The sequence below is a fragment of the Streptomyces sp. NPDC040589 genome (genome assembly GCF_055594445.1).
The window spans coordinates 39,372-64,365 of sequence record NZ_JBVIWP010000010.1 but is presented as its reverse complement, the minus strand read 5'-3'; the positions used below and the strand labels follow the sequence as shown (position 1 = coordinate 64,365).

Annotated in this window: 23 protein-coding genes and 2 pseudogenes; 11 read left to right on the top strand and 14 right to left on the bottom strand. The window is 71.5% G+C overall.

Features of this window, described 5'->3' with window-relative positions:
* Positions 1–14: 14 nt before the first annotated feature.
* Both ACZ58V_RS33630 and ACZ58V_RS33625 read left to right on the top strand, forming a co-directional pair.
* The gene (locus ACZ58V_RS33630) at positions 15–1,016 is read left to right on the top strand and encodes a hypothetical protein (protein WP_471294846.1); all 1,002 of its coding nucleotides are present in this window, start codon (positions 15–17) and stop codon (positions 1,014–1,016) included.
* 49 nt (positions 1,017–1,065) lie between these two features.
* Entirely contained in the window at positions 1,066–1,689 is a 624-nt protein-coding gene (locus tag ACZ58V_RS33625) for an HAD family hydrolase (RefSeq protein WP_468194075.1), read from the top strand.
* Here ACZ58V_RS33625 and ACZ58V_RS33620 read toward each other — a convergent pair.
* On the bottom strand, positions 1,668–1,916 hold the full coding sequence (locus tag ACZ58V_RS33620) for a hypothetical protein (RefSeq protein ID WP_184599437.1): 249 nt from the start codon (positions 1,914–1,916) through the stop codon (positions 1,668–1,670). The two genes, ACZ58V_RS33625 and ACZ58V_RS33620, sit on opposite strands and share 22 nt — an antisense overlap.
* 164 nt (positions 1,917–2,080) lie before the next feature.
* Between ACZ58V_RS33620 and ACZ58V_RS33615 the strand changes: the two genes are divergently transcribed.
* Positions 2,081–2,464: a cold-shock protein gene (locus ACZ58V_RS33615; RefSeq protein ID WP_189729237.1), complete on the top strand. Its 384-nt coding sequence runs from the start codon at positions 2,081–2,083 to the stop codon at positions 2,462–2,464.
* Between the two features lie 5 nt (positions 2,465–2,469).
* Here ACZ58V_RS33615 and ACZ58V_RS33610 read toward each other — a convergent pair whose 3' ends face one another.
* The 4 genes from ACZ58V_RS33610 to ACZ58V_RS33595 form a co-directional block, all read right to left on the bottom strand.
* Entirely contained in the window at positions 2,470–3,318 is an 849-nt protein-coding gene (locus ACZ58V_RS33610) for a 1,4-dihydroxy-6-naphthoate synthase (protein WP_471294845.1), read from the bottom strand.
* Positions 3,308–4,135 (bottom strand): futalosine hydrolase, encoded by an 828-nt coding sequence (locus ACZ58V_RS33605; protein WP_471294843.1) that lies wholly within the window; start codon positions 4,133–4,135, stop codon positions 3,308–3,310. The genes ACZ58V_RS33610 and ACZ58V_RS33605 overlap by 11 nt, the downstream gene beginning before the upstream one ends.
* Positions 4,105–4,578: a DUF2771 domain-containing protein gene (locus ACZ58V_RS33600; protein WP_382828588.1), complete on the bottom strand. Its 474-nt coding sequence runs from the start codon at positions 4,576–4,578 to the stop codon at positions 4,105–4,107. Before ACZ58V_RS33600 ends, ACZ58V_RS33605 begins: the two co-directional genes overlap by 31 nt.
* 61 nt (positions 4,579–4,639) lie before the next feature.
* Positions 4,640–6,040, bottom strand: a complete 1,401-nt coding sequence (locus tag ACZ58V_RS33595; protein WP_468194083.1) for an MFS transporter — start codon at positions 6,038–6,040, stop codon at positions 4,640–4,642.
* 262 nt (positions 6,041–6,302) lie between these two features.
* Between ACZ58V_RS33595 and ACZ58V_RS33590 the strand changes: the two genes are divergently transcribed.
* Positions 6,303–7,217 carry a DUF3027 domain-containing protein gene (locus ACZ58V_RS33590; protein ID WP_189729229.1) on the top strand — a complete coding sequence of 305 codons (915 nt, stop codon included), beginning with the start codon at positions 6,303–6,305 and terminating at the stop codon, positions 7,215–7,217.
* A 27-nt stretch (positions 7,218–7,244) separates the two neighbouring features.
* Here the strand turns inward: ACZ58V_RS33590 and ACZ58V_RS33585 are convergent.
* A pseudogene (locus tag ACZ58V_RS33585) lies at positions 7,245–8,148 on the bottom strand (hypothetical protein).
* A gap of 246 nt (positions 8,149–8,394) precedes the next feature.
* Here ACZ58V_RS33585 and ACZ58V_RS33580 point away from each other — a divergent pair.
* Positions 8,395–11,562 carry a sacsin N-terminal ATP-binding-like domain-containing protein gene (locus tag ACZ58V_RS33580; RefSeq protein ID WP_471294841.1) on the top strand — a complete coding sequence of 1,056 codons (3,168 nt, stop codon included), beginning with the start codon at positions 8,395–8,397 and terminating at the stop codon, positions 11,560–11,562.
* A gap of 171 nt (positions 11,563–11,733) precedes the next feature.
* Positions 11,734–12,600 carry a DUF5707 domain-containing protein gene (locus tag ACZ58V_RS33575; RefSeq protein ID WP_471294839.1) on the top strand — a complete coding sequence of 289 codons (867 nt, stop codon included), beginning with the start codon at positions 11,734–11,736 and terminating at the stop codon, positions 12,598–12,600.
* Positions 12,601–12,694: 94 nt separating this feature from the next.
* Here ACZ58V_RS33575 and ACZ58V_RS33570 read toward each other — a convergent pair whose 3' ends face one another.
* The 3 genes from ACZ58V_RS33570 to ACZ58V_RS33560 all read right to left on the bottom strand — a co-directional run bounded on the left by ACZ58V_RS33570 (position 12,695) and on the right by ACZ58V_RS33560 (position 16,643).
* Positions 12,695–15,088 carry an HAD-IC family P-type ATPase gene (locus tag ACZ58V_RS33570; RefSeq protein ID WP_468194092.1) on the bottom strand — a complete coding sequence of 798 codons (2,394 nt, stop codon included), beginning with the start codon at positions 15,086–15,088 and terminating at the stop codon, positions 12,695–12,697.
* Between the two features lie 110 nt (positions 15,089–15,198).
* The gene (locus ACZ58V_RS33565; RefSeq protein ID WP_471294838.1) at positions 15,199–16,050 is read right to left on the bottom strand and encodes a class I SAM-dependent methyltransferase; all 852 of its coding nucleotides are present in this window, start codon (positions 16,048–16,050) and stop codon (positions 15,199–15,201) included.
* A gap of 299 nt (positions 16,051–16,349) precedes the next feature.
* Positions 16,350–16,643: a DUF2530 domain-containing protein gene (locus ACZ58V_RS33560; protein WP_468194097.1), complete on the bottom strand. Its 294-nt coding sequence runs from the start codon at positions 16,641–16,643 to the stop codon at positions 16,350–16,352.
* A gap of 117 nt (positions 16,644–16,760) precedes the next feature.
* Between ACZ58V_RS33560 and ACZ58V_RS33555 the strand changes: the two genes are divergently transcribed.
* Positions 16,761–18,212 carry an NCS2 family permease gene (locus tag ACZ58V_RS33555; RefSeq protein WP_468194100.1) on the top strand — a complete coding sequence of 484 codons (1,452 nt, stop codon included), beginning with the start codon at positions 16,761–16,763 and terminating at the stop codon, positions 18,210–18,212.
* Between the two features lie 13 nt (positions 18,213–18,225).
* Here ACZ58V_RS33555 and ACZ58V_RS33550 read toward each other — a convergent pair whose 3' ends face one another.
* Positions 18,226–18,408, bottom strand: a complete 183-nt coding sequence (locus ACZ58V_RS33550) for a ribbon-helix-helix protein, CopG family (RefSeq protein WP_193479758.1) — start codon at positions 18,406–18,408, stop codon at positions 18,226–18,228.
* 154 nt (positions 18,409–18,562) lie between these two features.
* Here ACZ58V_RS33550 and ACZ58V_RS33545 point away from each other — a divergent pair, with 154 nt between their 5' ends.
* Both ACZ58V_RS33545 and ACZ58V_RS33540 read left to right on the top strand, forming a co-directional pair.
* Positions 18,563–19,000 carry a MarR family winged helix-turn-helix transcriptional regulator gene (locus tag ACZ58V_RS33545; protein ID WP_184597761.1) on the top strand — a complete coding sequence of 146 codons (438 nt, stop codon included), beginning with the start codon at positions 18,563–18,565 and terminating at the stop codon, positions 18,998–19,000.
* 26 nt (positions 19,001–19,026) lie between these two features.
* On the top strand, positions 19,027–20,406 hold the full coding sequence (locus ACZ58V_RS33540) for an MFS transporter (RefSeq protein WP_468194104.1): 1,380 nt from the start codon (positions 19,027–19,029) through the stop codon (positions 20,404–20,406).
* Between the two features lie 57 nt (positions 20,407–20,463).
* Here ACZ58V_RS33540 and ACZ58V_RS33535 read toward each other — a convergent pair whose 3' ends face one another.
* Complete coding sequence (locus ACZ58V_RS33535; protein WP_468194107.1) at positions 20,464–20,985, bottom strand: GNAT family N-acetyltransferase; 522 nt, start codon at positions 20,983–20,985, stop codon at positions 20,464–20,466.
* Positions 20,986–21,010: 25 nt separating this feature from the next.
* Here ACZ58V_RS33535 and thpR point away from each other — a divergent pair, with 25 nt between their 5' ends.
* Positions 21,011–21,583: an RNA 2',3'-cyclic phosphodiesterase gene (thpR, locus tag ACZ58V_RS33530; protein WP_471294834.1), complete on the top strand. Its 573-nt coding sequence runs from the start codon at positions 21,011–21,013 to the stop codon at positions 21,581–21,583.
* Between the two features lie 207 nt (positions 21,584–21,790).
* Here the strand turns inward: thpR and ACZ58V_RS33525 are convergent, their stop codons facing one another.
* Together ACZ58V_RS33525 and ACZ58V_RS33520 are read right to left on the bottom strand one after the other, a co-directional pair.
* Positions 21,791–22,783 carry an aldo/keto reductase gene (locus ACZ58V_RS33525; RefSeq protein ID WP_468194112.1) on the bottom strand — a complete coding sequence of 331 codons (993 nt, stop codon included), beginning with the start codon at positions 22,781–22,783 and terminating at the stop codon, positions 21,791–21,793.
* A gap of 256 nt (positions 22,784–23,039) precedes the next feature.
* Complete coding sequence (locus tag ACZ58V_RS33520; RefSeq protein WP_468194114.1) at positions 23,040–23,468, bottom strand: hypothetical protein; 429 nt, start codon at positions 23,466–23,468, stop codon at positions 23,040–23,042.
* Positions 23,469–23,604: 136 nt separating this feature from the next.
* Between ACZ58V_RS33520 and ACZ58V_RS33515 the strand changes: the two are divergent.
* Positions 23,605–23,961, top strand: a pseudogene (locus ACZ58V_RS33515) (DUF4111 domain-containing protein); the annotation flags it as partial.
* On the opposite strand, the gene ACZ58V_RS33510 reads toward ACZ58V_RS33515, so the two are convergent.
* Positions 23,949–24,623, bottom strand: a complete 675-nt coding sequence (locus ACZ58V_RS33510; protein WP_471294831.1) for an SGNH/GDSL hydrolase family protein — start codon at positions 24,621–24,623, stop codon at positions 23,949–23,951. The pseudogene ACZ58V_RS33515 and the gene ACZ58V_RS33510 overlap by 13 nt on opposite strands.
* Positions 24,624–24,994 lie beyond the last annotated feature (371 nt).

Sequence of the window (24,994 nt, the reverse complement as noted above, 5' to 3'; positions counted from 1 at the left end):
CCGGAGGGGACTTCGTGGGGATTGAGAGCGACCAGGTCGTTTACGAGTATCTGAGCCGTGTCGGCGACGTGGCCCAGCAGCGCCAGTTGTCCTCGGCCACCCGGATGCGCCTGGTCGCGGACCTGCGCAACGAGATCGACCGGCGCCGCGCGAAGGCCACCGTCGACTCGCCCGCCGCCGTCCGCCGCATCCTGACCCGCATGGGCAGCCCCGACGAGGTCGTGGCGGCGGCAGCGGAAGGCGCCGGTGGTGCGCCGCGGAGCGCCGCCCCCGCTCCCGCCTCCGTGCCCGTGCAGCGCGACGCCGAGCCGGAGGAGCGTGCGAAGGGGGTGCTGCGGCGCGTCGTACCGCGGCCCCGCCCTGCGCGGCCCGCGGAGGAGTCGCAGCCGGCGCCCGCCGAGGGCCCGGCGCCGCCGCACCTGGCCGCCGGGCACGAGCTCGGGGACAGCGTCGTCCAGCCCGACTGGTGGCGGGTGGACAGCAGCCCGTTCGGTGTGGGCGAGGAGGTGCCGGGCTTCGTGGGCGGCGTGGAACTGCCGGACCTGCTGAAGCCGCCGCAGCCGAGGAAGCCGGAGAAGGAGAAGCCGGCGGCCGAGGAGGCCGAGCCTGCCGTCGAGGCCGTCGAGGAAGCGGCCGGGACCGGCACCCGTCGCCGCCGCCTCCCCCGTCTTCCCTCCGGCAGCTGGAGCAACCCGCTGCTCCTCGCCGCCGCGGGTCTGCTCGTCGCGGGCGCCGTGCTCGGCAACTGGTTCGTGCTCCTCCTCGGCTGGCTCATCGCCTACGCCTCGCGCCGCCTGACCCAGGCGGAGACGAAGTGGGCGGTCATGGTCCTGCCGGGTCTCGCCGTCACGTCGGGCCTGGTCTGGCTCTGGGGCAGGATGAACGGCCGCTGGGGCACCCCGATCGCCGAGGGCCATATGAACGACGCGGTCTCCGAGACCTGGCCCTGGGTGGTCCGGGGCGCGGCGGTGGCGTCGGCGCTGTTCCTGGTGTGGCGCTCCCAGCGGCAGAGGTAACCGGGGCCCGGGAACCCAGGAGGCCTGCCCGTCCTGCGCCCTGGGCACAATGGCCCATATGGCACTCACCGTCGGTTTCGACCTGGACATGACCCTCATCGACTCCCGTCCCGGCATCCGCGCCTGCTACCAGGCGCTGTCCGAGCGGACGGGGACGTACATCGACGCCGATCTGGCGGTCACGCGGCTCGGGCCGCCGCTGGCCGAGGAGTTGATCAACTGGTTCCCGGCCGAGGAGGTCGCGGACATGGCCGATCTGTACCGCGCGATGTACCCGTCGATCGCCATCGCCGCGACCCCGGCGATGACCGGCGCCGCCGAGGCCATCGCGGCGGTACGGGAGGCCGGAGGGCGCGCGATAGTCGTCACCGCCAAGTACGAGCCCAACGCCAAACTGCACCTCGCCCACCTCGGCATGGAGCCCGACGCGGTGATCGGCGACCTGTGGGCCGAACAGAAGGCGGAGGCGCTGCGCGAGCACGACGCGGCCGTCTATGTCGGCGACCACGTCGGGGACGTGCGCGGCGCCCGGACGGCCGGCGCGCTGTCCGTCGCGGTGGCCACCGGCCCCTGCCCTCCGGAGGAACTGCGCGCGGCGGGCGCGGACGTCGTCCTCGGCGACCTCACCGAATTCCCCGGGTGGCTTTCGGACTACCGCCCCGCGCGCGCCTGACGCCGGCCGGCCGCCACGGAACGCAGTACTCCCGCGCCGGCCATCAGGAAACCGACCGCCATGAGCATGCTCAATCCGAACATGTACGTCGGAAAGGGCGTCGTCCCGAGGAACAGCGGGGCGACCGTGACCAGTGTGGCCACGGCACCGATGAAGAAGACGATGGCACCGGCACGGACCAGACGGTCACCGGGCGCGGCGGAATTCGTTTGGGTTTTGTCAGGCACCGGACCAGGGTAGTTCCCTGCCCGAAGGAACAACCCGGTGACGTCTTGTCACCGGCCTGAAGAGCATTAGCCTTGGTACCGGCGGGTCCGTGCGGCCCGCCCGAGTGCTATCAAGAGCCGTTTCCCGAAGCAGTTTTCCGACGAGTACGAGGACGAGGACAGACGTGCCTACCGGCAAGGTCAAGTGGTTCAACAGCGAGAAGGGCTTCGGCTTTCTCTCCCGCGACGACGGCGGTGACGTCTTCGTCCATTCCTCGGTCCTCCCCGCCGGAGTCGAGACGCTCAAGCCCGGTCAGCGAGTGGAGTTCGGCGTGGTCGCCGGGCAGCGCGGCGACCAGGCACTGTCCCTGACGATTCTGGACCCGACCCCCTCGGTCGCCGCGGCGACGCGCAAGAAGCCGGACGAACTCGCCTCGATCGTCCAGGACCTCACGACCCTGCTGGAGAACATCACCCCGATGCTGGAGCGGGGCCGCTACCCCGAGCGCACCTCCGGCAAGAAGATCGCCGGCCTGCTGCGGGCGGTCGCCGACCAGCTGGACGTATAGGTCCGTCAGGGGAATCGCAGCGCGTTCGGGCCGAGGGGCGGTACGAGTCCCTCGGCCGCCGCGCGTGTCAGCAGTCCGCGCACGGCCGCGTAGCCGTCCTCGCCGAGGGCGGCCGTGAACTCGTTGACGTACAGCCCGATGTGCTGGTCGGCGACGGCCGGGTCCATCTCCTGGGCGTGCTCCATGACATACGGGCGGGAGACCTCGGGGTCGTCCCACGCGGCGCGCACGGACGTCCGGATGGAGTCGGCCAGCAGCCGCAGCCTCTGCTCGCCCAGCGACCGCTTGGCGATGATCGCGCCCAGCGGGATCGGCAGCCCGGTGGTGTGCTCCCAGTGCTCGCCCATGTCGGCGAGCTTGTGCAGGCCGTAGCCGGCGTACGTGAAGCGCGCCTCGTGGATCACGAGCCCCGCGTCGACCTTCCCGTCCCGCACGGCCGGCATGATCTCGTGGAACGGCATGACGATGATCTCGCCGACCCCGTCGGCCAGGGTGTCGGCGGCCCAGAGCCGGAACAGCAGATACGCGGTGGACTTCTCGCTGGGCACGGCGACGGTGCGCCCGGTGAGGTCGACGTCCGCCTCCCGCGTCAGCACCAGCGGCCCGCAGCCCCGCCCCAGGGCACCACCACAGGGCAGCAGCGCGTACTCGTCGAGGACGTACGGCAGCACGGCGTACGACACCTTCAGTACGTCGAACTCGCCGCGCTCGGCCATGCCGTTGGTGACGTCGATGTCGGCGAAGGTCACGTCGAGGGCGGGGGCGCCGGGGACGCGGCCGTGGGCCAGGGCGTCGAAGACGAAGGTGTCGTTCGGGCAGGGGGAGTACGCGATCTGCAACTGGTCACTGGTCATGCCGGTTCCAACTCTCCAGTACGGGCACGAGCTTCCCGAAACCCTCGGTCAAAGCGGCCAGGGCGTCCCCGATGCGCCAGGCGGCGCGGTCACGCGGCCCGACGGGATTGGAGACCGCCCGGATCTCCAGCACGGGCACCCCGTGCGCGCCGGCGGCCTCGGCGACACCGAAGCCCTCCATGGCCTCGGCGAGAGCGGTGGGGTGCCGCTCGCGGAGCGCGGTGGCCCTGGTGGCCGTACCGGTCACGGTGGAGACGGTGAGCACGGCCCCCGTACGGGCCCCGGCGGCGTCGGCGACCCGCCGTACGAGGTCCCCGGGCGGCTGGTGACGTACGGTCCCGAACCCGAGTTCGGTGACCGACAGGAACCCGTCGGGCGTCTCGGCCCCCAGATCGGCCGCGACGATCTCATCGGCGACGACGAGCGCCCCCACGGGCGCCTCCGGCTGGAAACCGCCCCCGATCCCGGCGGAGACCACGAGGTCGTAGGGGGTGCCCCGGAGGGCGGCGGCGGTGAGAGCGGAGGCGGTGGAGGCGGCGGCGAGGGCGGGCCCGACACCCACATCGATCACATCGGTCCAGCCGTGGGCGGTCGTTCCGCTGGGGCGATGGGGGTCCCCCCTGCCCGAGCGAAGCCGAGAGCTTGAGGGAGGGTGGGCACGGCCCACAACGCCGAGCGCCTCGCCGTCGGACCCCGGCGAAAACCCACCAAAGGCCTTTGCCACCGCGTCCCTCTCCACAGGAACGGCGGTGGCGACAAGCACCCTGCCCAGCTCAGCGGCAGCGATTACGCGTCCTTCTCCAGCTTGAAGTTCCACAGGCCGGACGTGTCCTTCTCGCCCTCCTTGATGGAGACCAGCGTCGAGTCGCCCTGCGCGCCGTACTGGGCGTTGAAGAACACGCTGCCCGGGATGGTGCGGTACGTCTTCGTGCTGGCGTCGGTCAGCGGCTGACCGTTCATCAGGATCGTCCAGCCCTTGTCGGCGATCTCCGGGTCGACACCAAAGCGCACGGTCTCGTCCGGGTCGACCGAGATGGACTTGATGCCCTTGTCCTTCAGGCACTGCGTGAGGTCGGCGGGCTTCAGGGCGTCGCCCTCGCCGCCACAGGTGGCCTCGGAGTTCACCGAGTCGCTGCCCACGGTGACCGTGGCGATCGGCGTCGGCTTGTCACAGGCCGACAGGACGAGCAGTCCGGCGGATACGACACCGACGACAGCGACGGCGCGGCGGCGTCGCACTACGGATTGCAACGTGTTCATGGGCGAAGGTTATCGGGCACACGACCGGGAGTGCCCACGCGGGGTACGGCGTGCCCGACGGCTACGCCACACGCGGCCGCGTCGCACCGCCGCGCCGGGCCGAGCCGATCAGTCCCCGTACGGTCGTCAGCCACCCGGTGCCGACGATCGCCGCGCCCACCGCCAGCCCGACCGTGCCGTTGAGCGGCAGCGCGAGGCCGATCGCCCCGCCCAGCACCCAGGCCATCTGCAGCAGGGTCTCGGAACGGGCGAAGGCCGAGGTCCGAACCAGTTCGGGCACGTCCCGCTGGATCAGCGCGTCCAGGGACAGCTTGGCCAGGGCCTGCGCGAAGCCGGCCACGGCGGCCAGACAGGCCACCAGGACCGCGCTGAAGAACACCGAGGCCATGATCGCCACGCCCACCACACACGCCACGACCGTCACGATGATGATCTCCGGTGCCCGGGAGCGCAGCCACGCCCCGACCGCCGTGCCGAGCGCGTTGCCCGCGCCCGCCGAGACGCCCACGATGCCCAGGGACACGGCGGCGCTCTGGCCGGAGACCGGGTGCTCGCGGAGCAGGAAGGCGAGGAAGAAGATCAGGAAGCCGGTCAGGCAGCGGATGGAGGCGTTGGCGGCCAGGGCGTGGGTGACGGCCGGGCCGACCGTGCGCAGCCCCGGGCGTTTGACGGGCCGGCGGTGCGGGCCGTGCAGATGCTGTTCGTCCGCGGCCAGCAGCGCGGTGTCCTCGCCCTTGGCGGAGTCCACCTTGGGCGGCAGCGTGAACGACAGGACCGTCCCCGCGATGAAGAGCACGAAGGCGCCGTAGAGCGGCCAGCGTGGCCCGATCTGCTGGAGTCCGGCGCCGATGGGGGCGGCGATGCCGGTGGCGAGGAGCCCGCCGAGGGTGACGCGGGAGTTGGCCTTCACCAGGGAGAAGCGGGGCGGCAGCAGCCGGGGCACGACGGCGCTTCTGACCACCCCGTACGCCTTCGACGAGACGAGGACGCCGAGCGCCGCCGGGTACAGCTCGATCCCGCCGGTGACGACGGCTCCGGACAGGACGATCGCGAGCAGCGCCCGGGCCAGCATCGCGCCGGCCATGGCCGCCCGGCGGCCGTGCGGGATGCGGTCGAGGAGGGGGCCGATGACCGGCGCGAGGAGCGTGAAGGGCGCCATGGTGATGGCGAGGTACAGCGCGACGCGGCCGCGGGCCTCGTCGGTCGGGACGGAGAAGAAGACGGTCGAGGCGAGGGCGACGGTGACCATGACATCGCCGGCGCCGTTCACGCCGTGCAGCTCGATCAGCTTGCCGAGGCCGGACTCGCCGGCGCCGTGCGCGTGGGTGGCCTTGCGGATGCCGCGGGCGGTTCCGGTCACCGGGAAGTGCAGGGCACGGCCGACCGCGCGGAGGGAGCCGCGCATACGGCCCGGTCCGCTCAGTCGGCTGCTTCCCTTGACGGGCGTCTTCGCGGCTGCCACGACGTCATAGTGCCCCGAGAAGGCTGTGGGTAGTGCCGTTACCGCTTGTATAGGGCCTGTGGGGTGACTGTCGGGCGACTGTCCGGTCGCCGGGTCATGGCACCGTCGGTGTACGCGACGTGGGGCGGAAGGGTAGCGTGCGTATCTCAGCCATCCCGCAAAATGGATGAAGGACGTCGACGCGGTCCCCCGGTCCGCTCCGTCCGCCCCGGCGCTGGGAGTGGCGCACTCGTCAGACGGCGTATGGAGAGAAGCGATACCTGTGAGCGCAGCGACAACGCGAAGCCGCACCCCTGACCGTCTGTGCGCCGAGGCCGTCGACCTCGCGCGCGCCGCAGCCGAGGAGGCCGCGGCGCCAGGGATCGTCGGCGAGCACGTGGGGACGGTCTCCGAGGGGGACCGCGTTGTCACACACTTCTTCGAGTGCCGGGAGCTGGGGTACCGGGGCTGGCGCTGGGCCGTGACGGTGGCCCGGGCGTCCCGGGCGAAGATCGTCACGGTGGACGAGGCGGCGCTGCTGCCCGGCCCGGACGCGGTGCTCGCGCCCGAGTGGGTGCCGTGGAGCGAGCGGCTGCGCCCCGGCGACATGGGGCCGGGCGATCTGCTGCCCACGGACGCCGAGGATCTGCGTCTGGAGCCCGGCTGGAGCGGCGAGGACGAGCCCCCGCCGAACTCCGTCGTCTCCGACGACATGGCAGCCCTGGCGGAAGCCGAGGACGCGGACGTCACCGCGGGGCCCCTGGCCGTCCCGGCCCGCGGTTCGATCGCGGCAGTGGCCGAGGAACTCGGCGTGCGCCGCGCCCGGGTGCTCTCCCGCTTCGGCCTGCACATCGCCGCCGACCGCTGGGAGGAGGCGTTCGGCGCCAAGACCCCGATGGCGCAGGCCGCCCCCGCGGCCTGCGTGAGCTGTGGCTTCCTGGCCCGGATCGGCGGCTCCCTCGGCCAGGCCTTCGGCGTCTGCGCCAACGAGTTCTCCCCGGCCGACGGGCGGGTCGTCTCCCTGGCCTACGGCTGCGGCGGCCACTCCGAGGCCGCGGTCATGCCCCGCCCCCCGCAGCCGCCCTCCCCGGTCATCGACGAGACCCGGGTGGACCCGTTCCCGCTGCGCCCGGCGCCGGACTCGGGTTCGGTGGCGGCGACGGCGGACGAGAGCACGGAGGACCTGGGCCATTCGTAGCCGTGTCCTGGCCCGGCCGCTGATCGGCTATGTGTCCCGCCCGTCCGAGAAGATCTGGTCGGCAGTGGGCGCGATCACGGCGCGTCGGTGCCAACGGCGCAGGGTCTCGGGGTCATCGCAGCTCACAATGCGCTCGCGGACCGCCTCGGGGACCTCGATGCCACGGACGTCCAGGACCTCCAGGACGTCTTCGGCGGCCCGCCGAGCCTGGCCCTCGGCCCGGCCCTCTTCACGGCCTTCGTCACGGATTTCTTCCGAGATGTATGACTTGTAGAAGGAGAGGTCCACGGCCACCAGGTTCCTTCACTGTTCCGCGGCCGGGTGCTTGCCCAGGCCCTGTGCCATGAGTTCGACGATCGGGTCGGCGATGGGGTGCGGGGTGTCCCGCAGGACGGTCGTCACTGCTTTGAGTGGCCCCGATGTCCCGATGCCTGGCGTGGGTGATGGCGGACAGCGTGGCGAGCGCGAGGTCTTCACGGACCTCGGCCGGGTCGGTGATCACGGGCATGTTGTGCGGTCCCGCGACCAGGGGCCGCAGGGTGAGCAGGGGCCACTGGCGAGGGCCGAAGCGGACCGGGCGCGCCGCCCATTCCGCGGTGGCCCGGTCCTGGCAGACGACCAGGAGGAGCGGCTGGAGCCGGTATTTCGTGAGCAGGTACGAGGCGTAGTACGCCCAGCTCGCGGGCTTGTCCGGGTCCTTCTCGCGCTGGGCCTCGACCGCGAGCGGTAACGGCTCGTCGTCCTCCGTCTCGAGCCGGAGCAGGGTGTCGACGCGGCGTTCCAGCGGGCGGGCCTCGGTGAGGTCGGTGGGCAGGACGGTGGCCGAGGTGGGCGGGGCGAAGCCGATGCCCAGCACTTCGGAGACCCGGGAGAACAGCCCGGGGTGGTCCTGGAAGACGCGGTGCATCGCCTCGTGGGGCGAGCTGACCATGCGGGTTCCTGTGAGGGTGGGGGTGTTGCTTACGGGTGCGGTCATGCCTCTGGCACATGCGGAAAGGGCTTTGGCCGAGCGTAGAAGCCAACTGCTCACATATGGAGCCCAGTTGAGGACGTCCACTCGAGTGAGTGACCGAGCCCGGAGGAGAGCGGCCCGGGGCTGACGGGGGCGGGCGGGGCACGCGGCCCCGTTGCCCAAGCGGTACCGTCTCCTCACGTCGACGAGGAGAAGGTACGGAACGTGAGCAGCAAGTTCGTGCGGCCCGCCCCCGAGGGGGCCGATCCGTTCGGTACCGCCCGCCTGCGCCGCGGCGTGCTGGACGCCTGGGCCACCAGCCCCGCCCGGTTCCGTGAGGACGCCAACGCCGAGGAGGACCTGGTCCTCGGCGGCTACCGGGACCGGCTCGTCGTCGAGCTTGCCCAGAACGCCGCCGACGCCGCGGCCCGGGCCGGGGTGCCGGGACGGCTCCGGCTCACCCTCCGCGACGGGGTCCTCGTCGCCGCCAACACCGGCGCCCCGCTGGACGCGGCCGGTGTGGAGTCGCTGTCCACGCTGCGGGCGTCGGCGAAGCGGGAGAGCCAGGAGCAGGCCATCGGACGCTTCGGGGTCGGCTTCGCCGCCGTCCTGGCAGTCACCGACGAGCCCGCCGTCGTCGGCCGGCACGGCGGGGTGCGCTGGTCCCTCGCGGAGGCCCGGGTCCTGGCCGCCGAGACCGCCCGGCACAGCCCCGGGCTCGGGGACGAGGTCCGGCGGCGTGACGGGCACGTACCGCTGCTGCGGCTGCCGTTCGCCGCCGAGGGCACCGCCCCCGCCCCCTACGACACCGCCGTCATCCTCCCGCTGCGCGACGACCCCGCCGCCGCTCTCACCGAGCGGCTGCTGCACGGTGTGGACGACGCGCTGCTGCTCGCCCTCCCCGGCCTCGAAGAGGTCGTCGTGGAGGTCAACGGGGAGAGCCCCAGGACCATCACCCGCCGTACCGACGGAGCCTTCACCGTCGTCGACGACTCCGAGGGCGGCGTCACCCACTGGCGCACCGCCGTCGCGCACGGCCCGCTCACCCCCGACCTGCTCGCCGACCGGCCCGTCGAGGAGCGGCTGCGTCCGCGGTGGTCCGTGACCTGGGCCGTTCCCGTCGACAGCGACGGCAGCCCGGCCCGGCCCCGCACCAGCCCGGTCGTGCACGCCCCCACGCCCAGCGACGAGCCGCTCGGCGTGCCGGCCCTGCTCATCGCCTCGTTCCCGCTGGACTCCACCCGCCGGCACGCCGCCCCGGGACCGCTGACCGACTTCCTCGTCCAGCGCGCGGCCGACGCGTACGCCGAACTCCTCGGCGACTGGCGGCCGGTGACCGCAGGGATCATCGGCCTCGTGCCCGGCCCGCTGGGCAAGGGCGAGCTGGACGGCGCCCTGCGCCAGGCGATCCTGGAACGGCTGCCCCGCACCGCGTTTCTCCCGCCCGCCGCCGAGCCCCGCGAGCACGACGACGGCGACGACGACCTGCCCGACTCCCTGCGGCCCCGGGACGCCGAGATCGTCGAGGGCGCGGGCGCGGACACCGTGAGGGTCCTCGCCGAGGTGCTGCCGACCCTGCTGCCCGGCGGTCTTGAGCGGCGCGCGGAGCTGCGGACCCTGGGCGTCTCCCGCGTCCCGCTGACCGAGGCCGTCGACCGGCTGGCCGGGCTCGAGAAGGACCCCGGCTGGTGGCGGCGGCTCTACGACAGCCTCGCCGGGGTGGACCCCGACCGGCTGTCGGGCCTCCCCGTGCCGCTCGCTGGGGGCACCTCCCAGGCTTTCGGCACTGGGGGAGGCCGTACGACGATCGGCCCCCGGCAGGTCCTCCTGCCCAGCGCGGAGGCCGCCCGAATCGACCCCGAGGTGCTGGCCCGGCTCGGCCTGAAGGTCGCCCACCCGGACGCCGCCCACCCGCTCCTGGAGAAGCTCGGCGCCCTGCCCGCGACCCCGCGTGCGGTGCTCACCACCCCGCAGGTACGGGCCGCCGTCGCCGCGTCTCTGGACGACGAGGGCGGTGTGAACTGGGAAGAGGACACCCTCGACGCCGACGAACTGGCCGACACCGTGCTCGCGCTGGTGCGGGACGCCGGCCTGGAGCCCGGCGACGAGCCCTGGCTCGGCGCCCTGGCCCTGCCCGACGAGGACGGCGAACCTGCCCCCGCCTGCGAACTCGTCTTCCCCGGCAGCCCCTTCGCCCAGGTGATGCGCGAGGGCGAACTCGCCGCCGTGGACGCCGAGCTGGCCGGCCGGTGGGGCGAGCAGCCGCTCGCCGCCTGCGGGGTCCTGGTGAACTTCGCGCTGGTCCGCGCCACCGACGTCGTCCTCGACCCGGACGAATTGGAGCCCCGTGAGGGCGACTTCGCCGAGCCCGACGACGCGGGCCTGCTGGACGCCGTCGACGTGTGGTGCGAGGACATCCTCGACCGTTTCCCGGACAGCCCGGTCCCGCCGGTCGCGACGGAGCTCATCGCCGTACGGGACCTGGACCTCGTCGACGAGGACAAGTGGGCCCAGGCCCTGGCCCTGCTGTCGCAGCCGCCCTTCCGGGACGCCATCGTCCAGCCCGTGCGGATCCTGCTGCACGACGGGACGCACGAGGTCGTACGGCCGTACGCGGCGTGGTGGCTGCGCGGGAACCCGGTGCTCGACGGCCGCCGCCCGGCCGGTCTGCGGGCGGCCGGCGGTGACCCGCTGCTGCGCGGGCTCTACGACGAGGCCGACGCCACCGGGTTCGAGGACGAACAGGTGCTGCGCGCGCTGGGTGTACGGACGTCCGTCGCCGCCCTGCTGGACGAGCCCGGCGGGGCCGCCGAGCTGCTCGACCGGCTCGCCGAGCCCGAGCGCGAGGTGGCGGACGCCCAGCTGCACGCCCTCTACGGCGCGCTGGCCGAGCTGGACCCCGAGCAGGTGACCCTGCCGGACGAGCTGCGCGCGGTCGTCGACGGCCGGGTGGAGGTCGTGGACGCGGCCGACGCCGTGGTCGTCGACTCGCCCGACCTGCTCCCCTTCACCTCGGGCGTCCCGCTGCTCCCGGTCCGCCCCTCCAGGGCCGCCGATCTGGCCGAGCTGTTCCAGGTGCGGCGCCTGAGCGAGTCCGTCACCGGGGAGGTCACCTCCGAGGGCGTCGAGCACGACGTACCGGAGCCGGTGCGGGTGCTGCTCGGCCGGCTGACCCCGGCCTCCTACGTCGAACACGAGGAACTCGTCGTCGACGGCGTGGAGATCGACTGGCGCCTGACGAACGACGGCGTCCTGCACGCCGCCACCCTGGAGGGCGTCGCCGCGGGTCTGGCCTGGGCGGCCGGGCAGTGGCCGCGCCGGTTCGAGGTGGCGGCGCTGCTGGAGGATCCGTCGCGGACGGAGGAGCTGGAGCGGGACCGGTGGTTCGACTGAGGCTCAGGGACACCCCGGAGACTCGTGAAAACTCCCGCACAAATTTTTCACTGTTCGTACAACCAAGCGCATCCCTCGGGAATCTGATCACGTGAGTCAACAGACTCCACGATCACTTGGGCCCCAGGAGCCGACGACGAGCGCCGGGGCCCCTCTCCACCTGGAGAACGCATGCGCATCCGAGCCACCGTGGCCGCCGTCACCGGCGCCCTGGCCCTTTCCGCCTTCGCCGTGCCGGCCGCGCAGGCGGACGACCACACGCCGAATCTGGCCTCGCTGGTCCCGTCCACCTCGAAGGCCGCGCCGTTCGCCGCCGCCGCCCCGGCAGACGAGTCCCTGGGCGACACCAAGGTCACCGCCGTGACCGTCAACGGCGGCAAGAACATCGTGGTCGGCACGACCGTCAAGAAGTCCTTCACCGTTTCCGTGACGGCCACCGACCCGGAAGGCATCCGCGATGCCTTCGCGATGCTGTGGCACGGCCCGGACAGCGAGAACGCTGACGGCGCGATCGTGCCGGTGAGCCTGGACGAGGAGCAGGTCGGCAACTGCACCAATTCCAGCGCGACCACCGCCACCTGCAAGGTCACGCTGATCGCCGACCCGAGCGACAACATCTACAGCAACATCCTGGCCGGCACCTGGAAGGTGTGGGTCGGTGCTGTCGGTAACGACGACGACTACGTGATCCGCGAGACCTTCAAGACGGCCAAGGTCCAGCGGGCCTCCAAGCTGACGGTCAACGCCTCGCCCGAGCCGGTGAAGAAGGGCAAGACCATCACCGTCACCGGCAAGCTGTCCCGGGCCAACTGGGAGGACAACAAGTACCACGGCTACACCAACCAGTCGGTGAAGCTGCAGTTCCGCAAGAAGAACTCCAACACCTACACCACGGTGAAGACCATCAAGTCGAACTCCACGGGTGAGCTGAAGAGCACGGTCACGGCCTCCGTGGACGGCTACTTCCGCTACTCCTTCGCGGGCACGACGACCACCCCGGCGGTCAACGCCACGGGCGACTTCGTCGACGTGAGGTAGAACGCGCCCCGAAAGGGGCGCGGGGAACTGCGCGACCGGCCACGACGGTCCCGCAGACGACATCCGGCGGCAGTCTCACGGCCGAAGCCGAGCGCTAAGCGGGAACGCGGCGGTCCACCCATCTCCACGCGAGTTCCAGGGTGGCCGCCGCCACCGCCGCGATGCCGACCGCGATCCACGGCACGGTCATGCCGACCAGCTTCAGCGCGAAGAAGTGCTGGAGCCACGGCACGACGAGGACCAGCAGGAACGCCCCGGCCATCGACGCCACCAGGGCGATGCGCCACCAGGTGTAGGGGCGGGCGATGATCGCCAGGACCCACATCGAGATGAGGAAGAGCGTCAGCGTCGCGGCGCTGGTCTCCGCGTCCAGCGCACCCGCGCCCGTGTAGTGCTCCCGGGCGATCAGATACGTCGCGAAGGTCGCCGCCGCGGCCACCACGCCGCCCGGGATCGAGTACCGCATGACCCGCCGGACGAAGTTCGGCTTCGCCCGCTCCTTGTTGGGCGCGAGCGCGAGGAAGAACGCCGGGATGCCGATCGTCAGCGTCGACAGCAGGGTCAAGTGGCGCGGCAGGAACGGGTACTCGACCTGTGAGCAGACCACCAGGACGGCCAGCAGCACCGAGTAGACCGTCTTGACGAGGAACAGGGTCGCCACGCGCGTGATGTTGCCGATCACCCGGCGCCCCTCGGCCACCACCGACGGCAGCGTCGCGAAGCTGTTGTTCAGCAGCACGATCTGCGCCACCGCCCGGGTCGCCTCCGAGCCGGAGCCCATCGCCACGCCGATGTCGGCGTCCTTCAGGGCGAGGACGTCGTTCACCCCGTCGCCCGTCATCGCGACCGTGTGCCCCCGGGACTGCAGAGCCCCCACCATGGTCCGCTTCTGCTGCGGGGTGACCCGTCCGAACACCGTGTTGTCGTCGAGCGCCCGGGCCATGCCGTCCTCGTCGGCGGGCAGCCGACGGGCGTCCACCGTGGTGCCGGACAGCCCGAGCTTGGAGGCGACCGCGCCGACCGACACCGCGTTGTCGCCGGAGATGACCTTGGCCCGGACGTTCTGGTCGGCGAAGTAGCCCAGGGTGTCGGCCGCGTCCGGCCGCAGCCGCTGCTCCAGGACGACCAGGGCGGTGGGCTTCGCCCCCTCGGTCACCTCGGCGTCGTCGAGGTCGCGTGCGACCCGGGCGAGCAGCAGCACCCGCAGGCCCTGCTCGTTCAGCCGCCCGGTCTCGGCGAGGGCCGGATCGTCGTCGGGCAGCAGGACGTCCGGCGCGCCCAGCAGCCAGGTGCTCGTCTCCCCGCCGGCCTCGGCGAACGCGGCGCCGCTGTACTTGCGGGCCGAGGAGAAGGGCAGCGCCTGGGTGCAGCGCCAGTGCTCGCCGTCCGGGTAGGCGTCGATGATCGCCTTCAGGGACGCGTTCGGGCGCGGGTCCGACTCGCCGAGGGCGCCGAGTACCTGTCGTACGTACGTCTCGTCGGCGTCCTGGAGCGGCCGCAGCTCGGTGACGTCCATGCCGCCCTCGGTGAGGGTGCCGGTCTTGTCGAGGCAGACGGTGTCGACCCGGGCCAGCCCCTCGATCGCGGGCAGCTCCTGGACCAGGCACTGCTTGCGGCCCAGGCGGATCACGCCGATGGCGAAGGCGACGGAGGTGAGCAGGACCAGGCCCTCGGGGACCATCGGGACGATGCCGCCGACCGTGCGGGCGACGGAGTCGTCGAAGGTGTTCTCCTTCACGAACAGCTGGCTGATGATCAGGCCGATCGCGGTCGGGACCATCATCCAGGTCACGTACTTGAGGACCGTGGAGATGCCGGAGCGCAGCTCGGACTGGACGAGGGTGAACCGCGAGGCCTCCTCGGCCAGCTGGGCGGCGTACGCCTCCCGGCCGACCTTCGTCGCCTGGAACGCCCCGCCGCCCGCGACCACGAAACTGCCCGACATCACCTGGTCGCCGGGGCTCTTGACCACCGGGTCGGCCTCGCCGGTGAGCAGCGACTCGTCGATCTCCAGCCCGTCCGCCTCGACGCAGACACCGTCGACGACGACCTTGTCGCCGGGGCCGATCTCGATCAGGTCGTCGAGGACGATCTCGGACGTGCTGACCTGGCCGGCCTCCCCGTCCCGGCGTACGGTCGGCCGCACCTCGCCGATCAGGGCGAGGGAGTCCAGTGTCTTCTTGGCCCGCCACTCCTGGACGATCCCGATGCCGGTGTTGGCGAGGATCACGAAGCCGAAGAGGCTGTCCTGGATCGGCGCCACGACCAGCATGATCAGCCACAGGATGCCGATGATCGCGTTGAAGCGGGTGAAGACGTTCGCGCGGACGATGTCGACGGTGGAGCGGCTGCTGCGCACCGGTACGTCGTTGACCTGGCCGCGCTCCACGCGTTCGGCGACCTGAGCACCGGTCAGGCCGGTCACCGGTGAGGTGACCGTCGTCGGCCGCGCGGAGTCGAGCCGGGCACCCGCGTCGAGATGCGTCATGCATTCGACGGTACGTGCGGATTTGCCGCTTCACCTGCTGAATGTGGGGAAGATCCGACCTGGGGAGGACGGGTGTCGTGCCCTGGTCGTACGGCAGTTGTACGCGTCCGTCAGCCCGCCCGGCGGGCGGTGAGCAGCAGGTACTCCCACTCCAGGGTCGTGCCGCCCGGGCCCGTCCCCAGGCCGCCGTCGCGGCCGAGGTCCACCAGGTCGCGGTCCAGGGCGGCGACGCGGTCGGGGTCGTCGGCGATGTTCTTGTAGACGGAGATCGTCGGGCCGTAGCGCTCCTTGAAGTAGTCCCGGAACGCCTCGGGTGTCGCGAAGCGGTCGACCCTGGCGGTGCCGCGCTCGGCGCGGACGTCGGTGACCCGGTCGCCGTCGCCGAGGAGTGCGCGCACATGGTTCTCGTCTCCCCACAGCGGGGGCGGCTGGGCGCCCGGCGGGGGCGGGGGCGCGTACGGCTTCATCACGGCGAACATCCGGCCGATGAAGCCCTGGGGTGTCCAGCTCAGCAGGCCGACGGTGCCGCCCGGCCGGCAGACCCGGATCAGTTCGTCGGCGGCCTGCTGGTGGTGCGGGGCGAACATGACGCCGACGCAGGACAGCACGGTGTCGAACGTCGCGTCGCCGAAGGGCAGGGCCTCGGCGTCGGCCTCCTGCCAGGTGAGAGTCGCGCCCTGCTGCTCGGCGGCGAGCCGGCCGGCCCCGAACAGTTCCGGGGTCAGGTCGGAGGCGATGACGTCCGCCCCGGCCAGGGCGGCCGGGATCGCGGCGTTGCCGCTGCCGGCGCCCACGTCCAGCACGCGTTGGCCTGGGCGCACCCCGCAGGCCTCGACCAGGACCGCTCCCAGGCCGGGGATGACCTCGGCGGCCAGGGACGGGTAGTCGCCCTGGGCCCACATCGCCCGGTGCTTGGCCTTCAGAGCCCGGTCCGCCTCGACCGCGCTGTTCTGCATCGTCATGGCTGCGCTCCTCACCGGTTCCGGGCGTTTGCCGCCTCCTCTTGAGCGTAGGGAGAGGGTGGGGCTGTGTCTCGCCGGAGCGTGGGGGTGCGCGTCTGCGCCTGGTCGCCGGGTGGTGGGTCGGGGCCGTGTCGGGGGGTGTCCGTCCTCGGAACGGCGCGATGGGGTCGGACGCCGACTGACTGTTCGTTGACGCGCCAACCGCTGCGGGCGGACACCCCCCGACACGGCCCCTTCTCGCCGTGCGCGGGTGCGGGTGCGTCGTGGTCCCTCTTACTGGGCCGAGGGGGTGGTCCCTCTTACTGGGCCGAGGGGGTCGAGCTGGTCGGGGGGGTGGTGGTCGGGTTCTGGGCTGCGGCGCGCTTGATCGCGGCGTCGCGTTTACGGACGTACCAGATACCCAGCAGGCCCAGGCCGCCGCCGGCCAGGCAGGTCCACAGCCACCAGGTGTGGCCGTGGTCGTCGAACCAGCCATAGAAGGGGAGCTGGATCAGGAAGAGGAGGAACCACAGAATCGTGCCGCCGATGATGGTGGCGACCACGGGGCCCTCCAGGGGCTCCGGCGCCTCGTGCCTGGGGGTCCACTTCGCCATGGGGACAGCTTACGAGGCGATCAGGTCTACGCGCGGAGATGGTCGTTCGGGGGTTTATATGTTCATACTGAAACGGTTTGTGTCTGACCACTTCTCTTCGTAGGAAACACCAAACACATGTCGTCCTCGGCTCCCGCCCAGGTCCCCGCCCCTGAACAGCCGGGAGCCGGGCCCACGTACGGCGCACTCGACCGCTTCTTCCGGATCTCCGAGCGGGGCAGCACCCTGTCCCGCGAGGTCCGGGGCGGTCTCGCCACCTTCTTCGCGATGGCCTACATCATCGTGCTGAACCCGATCATCCTCGGCAGCGCGAAGGACATGTACGGCCACCAGCTCGACAACGGGCAGCTGGTCACCGCTACGGCCCTCACGGCGGCCTTCACCACGCTTCTCATGGGTGTCATCGGCAATGTGCCGATCGCGCTCGCCGCCGGGCTCGGTGTGAACTCCGTCGTCGCGCTGCAGCTCGCCCCGCGCATGTCCTGGCCGGACGCGATGGGCATGGTGGTCCTCGCCGGGTTCGTCGTCATGCTGCTGGTCGCCACGGGGCTGCGCGAGCGCGTCATGAACGCGGTGCCCTTCGGGCTGCGCAAGGCCATCTCCATCGGTATCGGCCTGTTCATCATGCTGATCGGGCTGGTCGACGCCGGGTTCGTTTCGCGTATCCCGGATGTCGCGCAGACGACTGTGCCGCTGCAGCTGGGTGGCGACGGTCATCTCAACGGCTGGCCGGTGCTGGTCTTCGTGCTGGGGGTGCTGCTGACGCTCGCCCTGATCGTGCGCAAGGTGTCCGGCGCGATCCTGATCTCGATCGTCGCCATGACGGTTGTGGCGGTTGTGATCGAGGCCGTGGTCGACGTGCCGAGCTGGGGGCTGACCACTCCGAAGTGGCCCGGGAATCCCGTTGCCAGTCCTGACTTCGGGCTGGTCGGGCAGGTCAGTCTGTTCGGCGGTTTCGAGAAGGTCGGCATGCTCACCGGCGTGCTCTTCGTCTTCACCGTGCTGCTGTCGTGCTTCTTCGACGCGATGGGCACGATCATGGGCGTCTCCGACGAGGCGAAGCTGACGGACGCGCAGGGGCAGATGCCCGGCATCAACAAGGTGCTGCTGGTGGACGGCTTCGCCGTCGCCGCCGGTGGTGCCAGTTCCTCCTCGGCCACGACCGCCTTCGTCGAGTCCACCGCCGGTGTCGGCGAGGGTGCCCGAACCGGCCTCGCGAACGTCGTCACCGGCGGCCTCTTCGCCGTCGCGCTCTTCCTGACGCCGGTCGCCACGATGGTGCCGTCCCAGGCGGCCACCCCGGCCCTGGTCGCGGTCGGCTTCCTGATCCTTTCCGGCTCGGTCAAGGAGATCGACTGGGCGGACTACACCATCGCCGTCCCGGCCTTCGTGACGATGCTGATGATGCCGTTCACGTACTCGATCACCAACGGCATCGGCATGGGCTTCATCACCTTCGTGGTGCTGCGCCTGGCGGCCGGCCGGGGCCGGGAGGTTCCGACGGCGATGTACGCGGTGGCGGCGGTGTTCGCGTTCTACTACCTGATGCCGGCGCTGGGGCTGACCTGAGCGGACGGGGTCCTCAGGTGACCCCGTAGAACCTCTCCGTCTCCTCGACGGCGGACTGGAACCGTTCGTCGAAGTCATCTCGAATGAGCGTCCGGACGACATAGTCCTGGACGCTCATTCCCCTTTTCGCGGCATGATGCCGGAGCCGGTCGAGCAGGTCGTGGTCTATTCGCAGGCTGAGCACGCTGGTCCCCATGGGCATGAGGGTCGCGGCATCCTTCGGTGCGGTGGGTCGCGTTCCGCCGCCGCGTCACCCATATGAGTGATGTCACGGGTAAGTGGCCAGGGTCACGGGGGCTTATGCGTGTCCCGGTGTTCTTTAGCGAGGGTAATGAGTTATGCTAAAGAACATGCCGGACCTCAGCCATGGCGACGACGTAGCCGCCGTGAACTCCCTCCGATCCGCCGTGATGCGGCTGTCCCGTCGGCTCAAGCACCAGCGTGTCGACGAGTCGCTCAGCCCCACCGAGATGTCGGTGCTCGGCACCCTGTCCCTCTGCGGCAGGGCCACGCCGGGCGAGCTCGCCCGCAAGGAACACGTCCAGCCGCCGTCGATGACCCGCATCGTGGCGCTGCTGGAGGCGAAGGGGCTGGTCCGTCTGGAGCCGCACCCCGAGGACCGGCGCCAGAAGGTCGTGACGCGCACCGAGCAGGCCGAAGCGATGCTCGAGGAGAGCCGCCGCAAGCGGAACGCGTTCCTGGCCACGCTGGTCGAGGACCTCGACGAGGACGAGTGGGCGAAACTCCGCGCCGCCGCCCCCGTGCTGGAGAAGCTCGCGCATCTGTAAGCCGTAGTCGCAAGGAGGCGAACCTGTTGAGTACGGGACCCGGAGCAGCTTCCGTCCCCGCACCTGATCCCCACGATTCCCCGCCCACCTCCGACAGGCCTCCCTCCGACCCGCTCCCGCGCAAGTCCTCGATGTTCTCCTCCCTGAAGGTCAGGAACTACCGCCTGTTCTTCCTCGGGCAGGTCGTCTCCAACATCGGCACCTGGATGCAGCGCATCGCCCAGGACTGGCTGGTCCTCAGCCTCACCGGCTCCTCCGCCGCCGTCGGCATAACGACCGCGCTGCAGTTCCTGCCGATGCTGCTCTTCGGCCTCTACGGCGGTGTCCTCGTCGACCGGCTGCGCAAGCGGCCCACCCTGCTCGTCACCCAGACGTCGATGGGCCTCACCGCCCTCGCCCTCGCCGTCCTCACCCTCACCGGCCATGTCCAGGTGTGGCACGTGTACGTCGCCGCCTTCGCGGTGGGTCTGGCCACGGTCGTCGACAACCCGGCCCGGCAGTCCTTCGTCTCCGAACTGGTCGGCCCCGGGCAGCTGCAGAACGCGGTCAGCCTGAACTCCGCCAACTTCCAGTCCGCCCGCCTGGTCGGCCCGGCCGTGGCGGGTCTGCTGATCACCGGCGTCGGCACCGGCTACGCCTTCCTCTTCAACGGCCTGTCCTTCGTCGCGCCGCTCGCCGGCCTGCTGCTGATGCGCGCCCGCGAGCTGCACGTCGTGGAACGCGCCCCGCGCGGCAAGGGGCAGCTGCGGGAGGGCGTGCGCTATGTCACCGGCCGGCCCGAGCTGATCTGGCCGATCGTCCTGGTCGGCTTCGTCGGCACCTTCGCCTTCAACTTCCCCGTCTACCTCTCGGCCTTCGCGGACGACGTGTTCCACGCGGGCGCGGGCGCCTACAGCATGTTCAACACGCTGATGGCGGTCGGCTCCGTCGCGGGCGCGCTGCTCGCCGCGCGGCGCGGTACGGCCCGGCTGCGGCTGCTGATCGCCGCCGCCATGGTCTTCGGCACGCTGGAGATCGTGGCGGCGACGACCCCGACGCTGTGGATGTTCGCCCTGCTCATGGTCCCGCTGGGCCTGTTCGGCATGACGGTCAACGTCACGACGAACACCAGCATCCAGATGTCCACGGACCCGGCCATGCGCGGCCGGGTCATGGCCCTCTACATGATGGTCTTCCTCGGCGGCTCCCCCGTCGGCGCCCCGATCGTCGGCTGGATCACCGACACCTACGGCGCCCGGGTCGGCCTGGCGGCCGGTGGTGCCGTGGCAGCGGCCGCCGCGGCCGTGATCGGCCTGATCCTGGCCCGCGTCGGCAATCTGCGTCTGTCGGTGGGCTGGCACCACGGGCACCCACGGGTGCGGTTCGTCCCCCGGGAGCGGCAGGAGGCGCTGGCTCCGGCGGCGTAGGAGGGCGTCGGTGCGGGGTCTCGGCTCTCGGGGGCGCGGGTCTCGGGGTCTCGGGGTCTACACCCTCCGGGCCAGCAGCTGGCCCGGCCAGCTGTTGTCGCCGACCGTGAAGGCCTCGGTGCGGGTGAAGCCGTTGGTCTCGTAGTAGCGGACGAGCTTGCCGTCGTCGCCGGCGTAGCAGTCCACCCGCAGGAGGCCCACCCCGGCCCGCCGGGTCTCCTCGGCGGCGTGCGTGAGGAGCGCGCTGCCGAGGCCGTGGCCCTTGAAGCGGCGGTCGGAGGCCAGCCAGTGGATGTACCGCTCCGGTTCGCCGGGCGGTGAGAGGTGGGCCAGATAGGCGCCGGGCGAGTCGGTCAGGGTGAGGGTGGCGGCCGGGACGCCGTCGGCCTCGGCCAGGAACACGCTGCCCTCGTCCATGTACCGGCCGACCGACTCCACCGTCTTCGGGCTCTGGGACAGGGGCTTCGTCCCCCACTGCCCCGTGCGTCCCTGCGCGACCAGCCACTCCACGCAGCTGTCGAGCATCCCGAGTATCGCGGGAATGTCGTCGGGACCGCCTTCTCTGATGGTGATCTCCATGGCCTCATGGTGCCAGGCTGTCCCCATGAGAGTCTTCGCCGCCGTACTGCCTCCCGACGAGGCGACCCGTGAACTCGGCGCCGTCGTGGACGCGTTGCGGACGCTGCCCGGGGCGGACGGGATGCGCTGGACCGGCCGGGCCGGCTGGCACTTCACGCTCGCCTTCTACGGGGAGGTCGACGACGGCCTCCTGCCGGAGCTGTCGGCCCGGCTGGAGCGGGTCGCTCGCCGTACCGACGCCTTTCCTCTGGCCGTGCGGGGCGGCGGTCAGTTCGGGCACGGCCGGGCGCTGTGGGCCGGGGCCGAGGGGGACCTGGCGACCCTGCGGCTGCTGGCCGACCGGGCCGAGGCGGCGGCGCGGAAGGCGGGGGTGCCCATGGGGGAGCACCGGCGCTACAAGGCCCATCTGACGATCGCGAGGAGCCGGGAGGCACGGGACGTGCGGGCGTACCTGGACACCCTGGCCGGGTTCACGGGCCGGACCTGGACGGTGAGCGAGCTGGCGCTGGTGCGGAGCAATCTGCCGACGTCGGGGATTCCGGGTGAGCAGCCCCGGTATGAGGCGGTCGGTCGGTGGGCGCTCGGGGGAGCCGGTTAGGCTCGGTGCCGTGGACCCGAAAACCCGTAACCGGATCATGGCCGGTGTGCTCGTGCTGATGTTTCTCGTCGTCGCCCTGGCTTCCGCGCTGGGCAGGTAGGGGCGGGGGACTGCCCGCTGCTTTCCGGCTGCGGGCCGGTGGGGGCCGGTCGCGCCCACGCGGCGGAGCCGCAGATCGGATACAGCCCCGCGCCCCTTCCAGGTGCGCTACCAGGCGAAGGCCTCCGGTGACGGACCCGGGCCCGGGAAGATCTCGTCGAGGCCGGTCAGAAGCTCCTCGGACAGCTCCAGGTCGGCCGCTCGCAGGGCGGAGCCGAGCTGTTCGGCGGTGCGCGGGCCGACGATCGGGCCGGTCACGCCCGGGCGGGTGAGGAGCCAGGCCAGGGCCGCCTCGCCGGGCTCGATGCCGTGCTTGTCGAGCAGGTCCTCGTAGGACTGGATCCGCGCGCGGGTCGCCGGGTCGGCGAGGGCGTCGGCCGCCCGGCCGGAGGCACGTCGCCCGCCCTCGACCTCCTTCTTGAGCACGCCGCCCAGCAGACCGCCGTGCAGCGGCGACCACGGGATGACGCCGAGGCCGTACTCCTGCGCGGCCGGGATGACCTCCATCTCGGCACGCCGCTCGGCGAGGTTGTACAGGCACTGCTCGCTGACCAGCCCGATGGTCCCGCCGCGCCGGGCGGCGATCTCGTTGGCCTGGGCGATCTTGTAGCCGGGGAAGTTCGACGACCCGACGTAGAGGATCTTGCCCTGCTGGACCAGGACGTCGATCGCCTGCCAGATCTCATCGAACGGGGTGTCCCGGTCGATGTGGTGGAACTGGTAGACGTCGATGTAGTCGGTCTGGAGCCGCTTGAGGCTGGCGTCCACGGCCCGCCGGATGTTGACCGCGGAGAGCTTGTCGTGGTTGGGCCAGGCCGGGCCGTCGGCGCCCATGTTGCCGTACACCTTCGTGGCGAGGACGACCTTGTCGCGCCGTCCCTCGCCCTTGGCGAACCAGTTGCCGATGATGCTCTCGGTACGGCCCTTGTTCTCGGCCCAGCCGTACACGTTGGCGGTGTCGAAGAAGTTGATGCCGGCGTCCAGCGCCGCGTCCATGATGGCGTGGCTGTCGGCCTCGTCGGTCTGCGGGCCGAAGTTCATGGTGCCGAGGACGAGCCGGCTGACCTTGAGTCCCGTGCGTCCGAGCTGCGTGTACTTCATGGGTGCACGCTAGCGACGTGGAGTGCGCTCTAGGCAAGGGAGCCGATGAAGGTCGCCCCGGTGGAGGGGGTCGGGTCACCTGGCCGCTCGACTGGCGGTCCCCACTGGCTAAGCCCTGCAGCCGTCTCTGGGCCGTCAAGTGCTCGACCCGACCGCCCGAACCGAGTCGATGACGGCGGCCACGGCCTTGCGGGTCCGTCCCCGCCTCCGACAGCCTGACGGTCGATGTACGACTCCTGAGCGCCCGCATCGTCGCTCAGCGCGGGTAGATGGTGTGCCACCGGCTCGCCGACCAGTCCTCCACGACCTGAACCTTCTCGACGGCCCGCGTCACCAGGCCCTGGCTCCCATGCCCGTACTTCCTGTCCCCGGAGCCCGTGTTGTCACAGATCCGGTCACTCTGGGTGCTGGGCTCGTCGCCGTCGTGCGTGAAGAACACCAGCACCTGTGCGCAGGCGACGCGATTGTCCCTGGCGGTGTCGTTCACGTGGTAGTTCAAGGAAATCTTCCTGCCGTCATCGTAGGTCTTGAGGGTGCCCCACAGGTGCACGCCCCTGCCGTCCGACCCGCTGCCGTCGTTGCCGGCCCAGGAATACGATGCGGCTGAAGCCGGGACCGTGCCGATCGCGAACCCCAATAGCGTCGTCGCGGCCACAACTCCAGCGTTGGCCAGGGTCTTTCGCACGATGCAGTCCTCTCGTTGGTGTCGCGGGTTCTCCTCTCACCATGCCGCTTGTCCAGCGGGAAGTCGTTGGCCCCAAGTCCACGGGTGATTGGCAGTGCGTTCACTTGGCGCGTTGCCGGACGGCGTGCTGCGTGCCGACGCGCCGGTCTACGGGCCGCCGCCTGGCGAGCTGATCGATGCTGTGCCGCACGCCGACCTCAGGCGGGCCGTCGTCGCCGGTGTGCCGGAGTTGATGGACGGGCCGGACTCCGACACCCGCAACGTGCTGCTCACCCTCGCCCGGATCTGGACCACCCTCGCCACCGGGGACATCCGCTCCAAGGACGCGGCGGCCGGGTGGGTGCTGGGTCGGCTGCCCGCCGAGCACCGGCCCGTTCTCGCCCGTGCCCGGGCCGTCTATCTCGGGGAGGAGGACGAGCGCTGGGACGATCTGGCGCCCCGGGCCTGCGCGGAGTTCCTGGTCCGGGTGATCACCGAGAGTTACTCCTCGTAGGGCTCGCCCAGGTCCCACGCCTGGTACATGGCCTCCGCGAAGGCCGCCGCGATCTTGTGCTCGCCGCTCGTGCCCGGGTGCGTGCCGTCGTAGGTGTCGGTGGGGATGTCGTACGTCGGCGGGGCCGAGGCCAGGAGGATGGGGGAGCCGGGCTCGTCGAGGTCCGCGGCCGTCTTGGCCAGCAGTTCGTTGAAGCGGGCGACCTCGGTGGCGAACGCCGGGTCCGTCTCGGCCCGCACGTTCGGGGTCACCGGCAGCCACACCATCCGCACCCGCCGGTTCGCCGCCCGCGCCTCGGCCGTGAAGGCCCGGACGTTCTCGGCGGTCTGCTCCGCGTTCGTGTAGAAGCCCAGGTCGATGAGGCCCAGGGAGACCAGGAGAACGTCAGCGCGGTGCTTGCGCACCGCCTCGCCGATCAGCGGGGCCATGTGCAGCCAGCCCTCGCCCCAGCCGGCCAGATGGGCGCGCGGGAAGTCCGGTTCGGCGTAGGTGTATGACGTCGGGGCCTCGTCGAGCTTGTCGTAGAGCGTCTCGCGCGGGCCGACGAGGGTGAAGGGGCCGCCGTAGGAACGGCACAGGTGCTGCCAGATCCGGTAGCGCCACGTGTGTTCGCCCGTGCTTCCGATCGTCATGGAGTCACCTACGGGCATGAACCTGAGCATCCGCTCATCATGGAGGATCACGGGAAGCTCAGGCTGCCGGACAGGGTGTGAGTCGGGCCACGCGGCGGGTGGTCGGCGGCCGGCTGGGCGTACCCGTCTGCGGGGCGGTGTGCCCATCCGTCTCGCCTCCGTCTCGCCTCCGTCCGCCCTCGGCGCCAGGGCCCGAGGCGGCGTGCGTGTCCTCGAGGAGCCGCCCGCCGGACGCGAGCCGGCTGCCGACGTCAGCCGGCTGCCCGTCGTAGGCCGCGCTCGGAGTCCGCCGGGCGCTCGCGATCCCCCGCGCCCCCGACCCCCGCCGGACGTTCGCAACCCGCCGGCCTCCGTGATCCGTCCCGCCCGTGATCCGTTGTGCCCGCTGAACCGCGGAGCGG

What these genes read in the sequence shown, in the direction of transcription:
- ACZ58V_RS33510 (WP_471294831.1), bottom strand. Translation starts at nt 24,623, where the DNA reads ATGCTCAGGTTCATGCCCGTAGGTGACTCCATGACGATCGGAAGCACG.
- thpR (WP_471294834.1), top strand. Translation starts at nt 21,011, where the DNA reads ATGAGAGTCTTCGCCGCCGTACTGCCTCCCGACGAGGCGACCCGTGAA.
- ACZ58V_RS33535 (WP_468194107.1), bottom strand. Translation starts at nt 20,985, where the DNA reads ATGGAGATCACCATCAGAGAAGGCGGTCCCGACGACATTCCCGCGATA.
- ACZ58V_RS33525 (WP_468194112.1), bottom strand. Translation starts at nt 22,783, where the DNA reads ATGAAGTACACGCAGCTCGGACGCACGGGACTCAAGGTCAGCCGGCTC.
- ACZ58V_RS33555 (WP_468194100.1), top strand. Translation starts at nt 16,761, where the DNA reads ATGTCGTCCTCGGCTCCCGCCCAGGTCCCCGCCCCTGAACAGCCGGGA.
- ACZ58V_RS33575 (WP_471294839.1), top strand. Translation starts at nt 11,734, where the DNA reads ATGCGCATCCGAGCCACCGTGGCCGCCGTCACCGGCGCCCTGGCCCTT.
- ACZ58V_RS33565 (WP_471294838.1), bottom strand. Translation starts at nt 16,050, where the DNA reads ATGACGATGCAGAACAGCGCGGTCGAGGCGGACCGGGCTCTGAAGGCC.
- ACZ58V_RS33570 (WP_468194092.1), bottom strand. Translation starts at nt 15,088, where the DNA reads ATGACGCATCTCGACGCGGGTGCCCGGCTCGACTCCGCGCGGCCGACG.
- ACZ58V_RS33600 (WP_382828588.1), bottom strand. Translation starts at nt 4,578, where the DNA reads ATGAACACGTTGCAATCCGTAGTGCGACGCCGCCGCGCCGTCGCTGTC.
- ACZ58V_RS33550 (WP_193479758.1), bottom strand. Translation starts at nt 18,408, where the DNA reads ATGGGGACCAGCGTGCTCAGCCTGCGAATAGACCACGACCTGCTCGAC.
- ACZ58V_RS33545 (WP_184597761.1), top strand. Translation starts at nt 18,563, where the DNA reads ATGCCGGACCTCAGCCATGGCGACGACGTAGCCGCCGTGAACTCCCTC.
- ACZ58V_RS33610 (WP_471294845.1), bottom strand. Translation starts at nt 3,318, where the DNA reads ATGACCAGTGACCAGTTGCAGATCGCGTACTCCCCCTGCCCGAACGAC.
- ACZ58V_RS33560 (WP_468194097.1), bottom strand. Translation starts at nt 16,643, where the DNA reads ATGGCGAAGTGGACCCCCAGGCACGAGGCGCCGGAGCCCCTGGAGGGC.
- ACZ58V_RS33625 (WP_468194075.1), top strand. Translation starts at nt 1,066, where the DNA reads ATGGCCCATATGGCACTCACCGTCGGTTTCGACCTGGACATGACCCTC.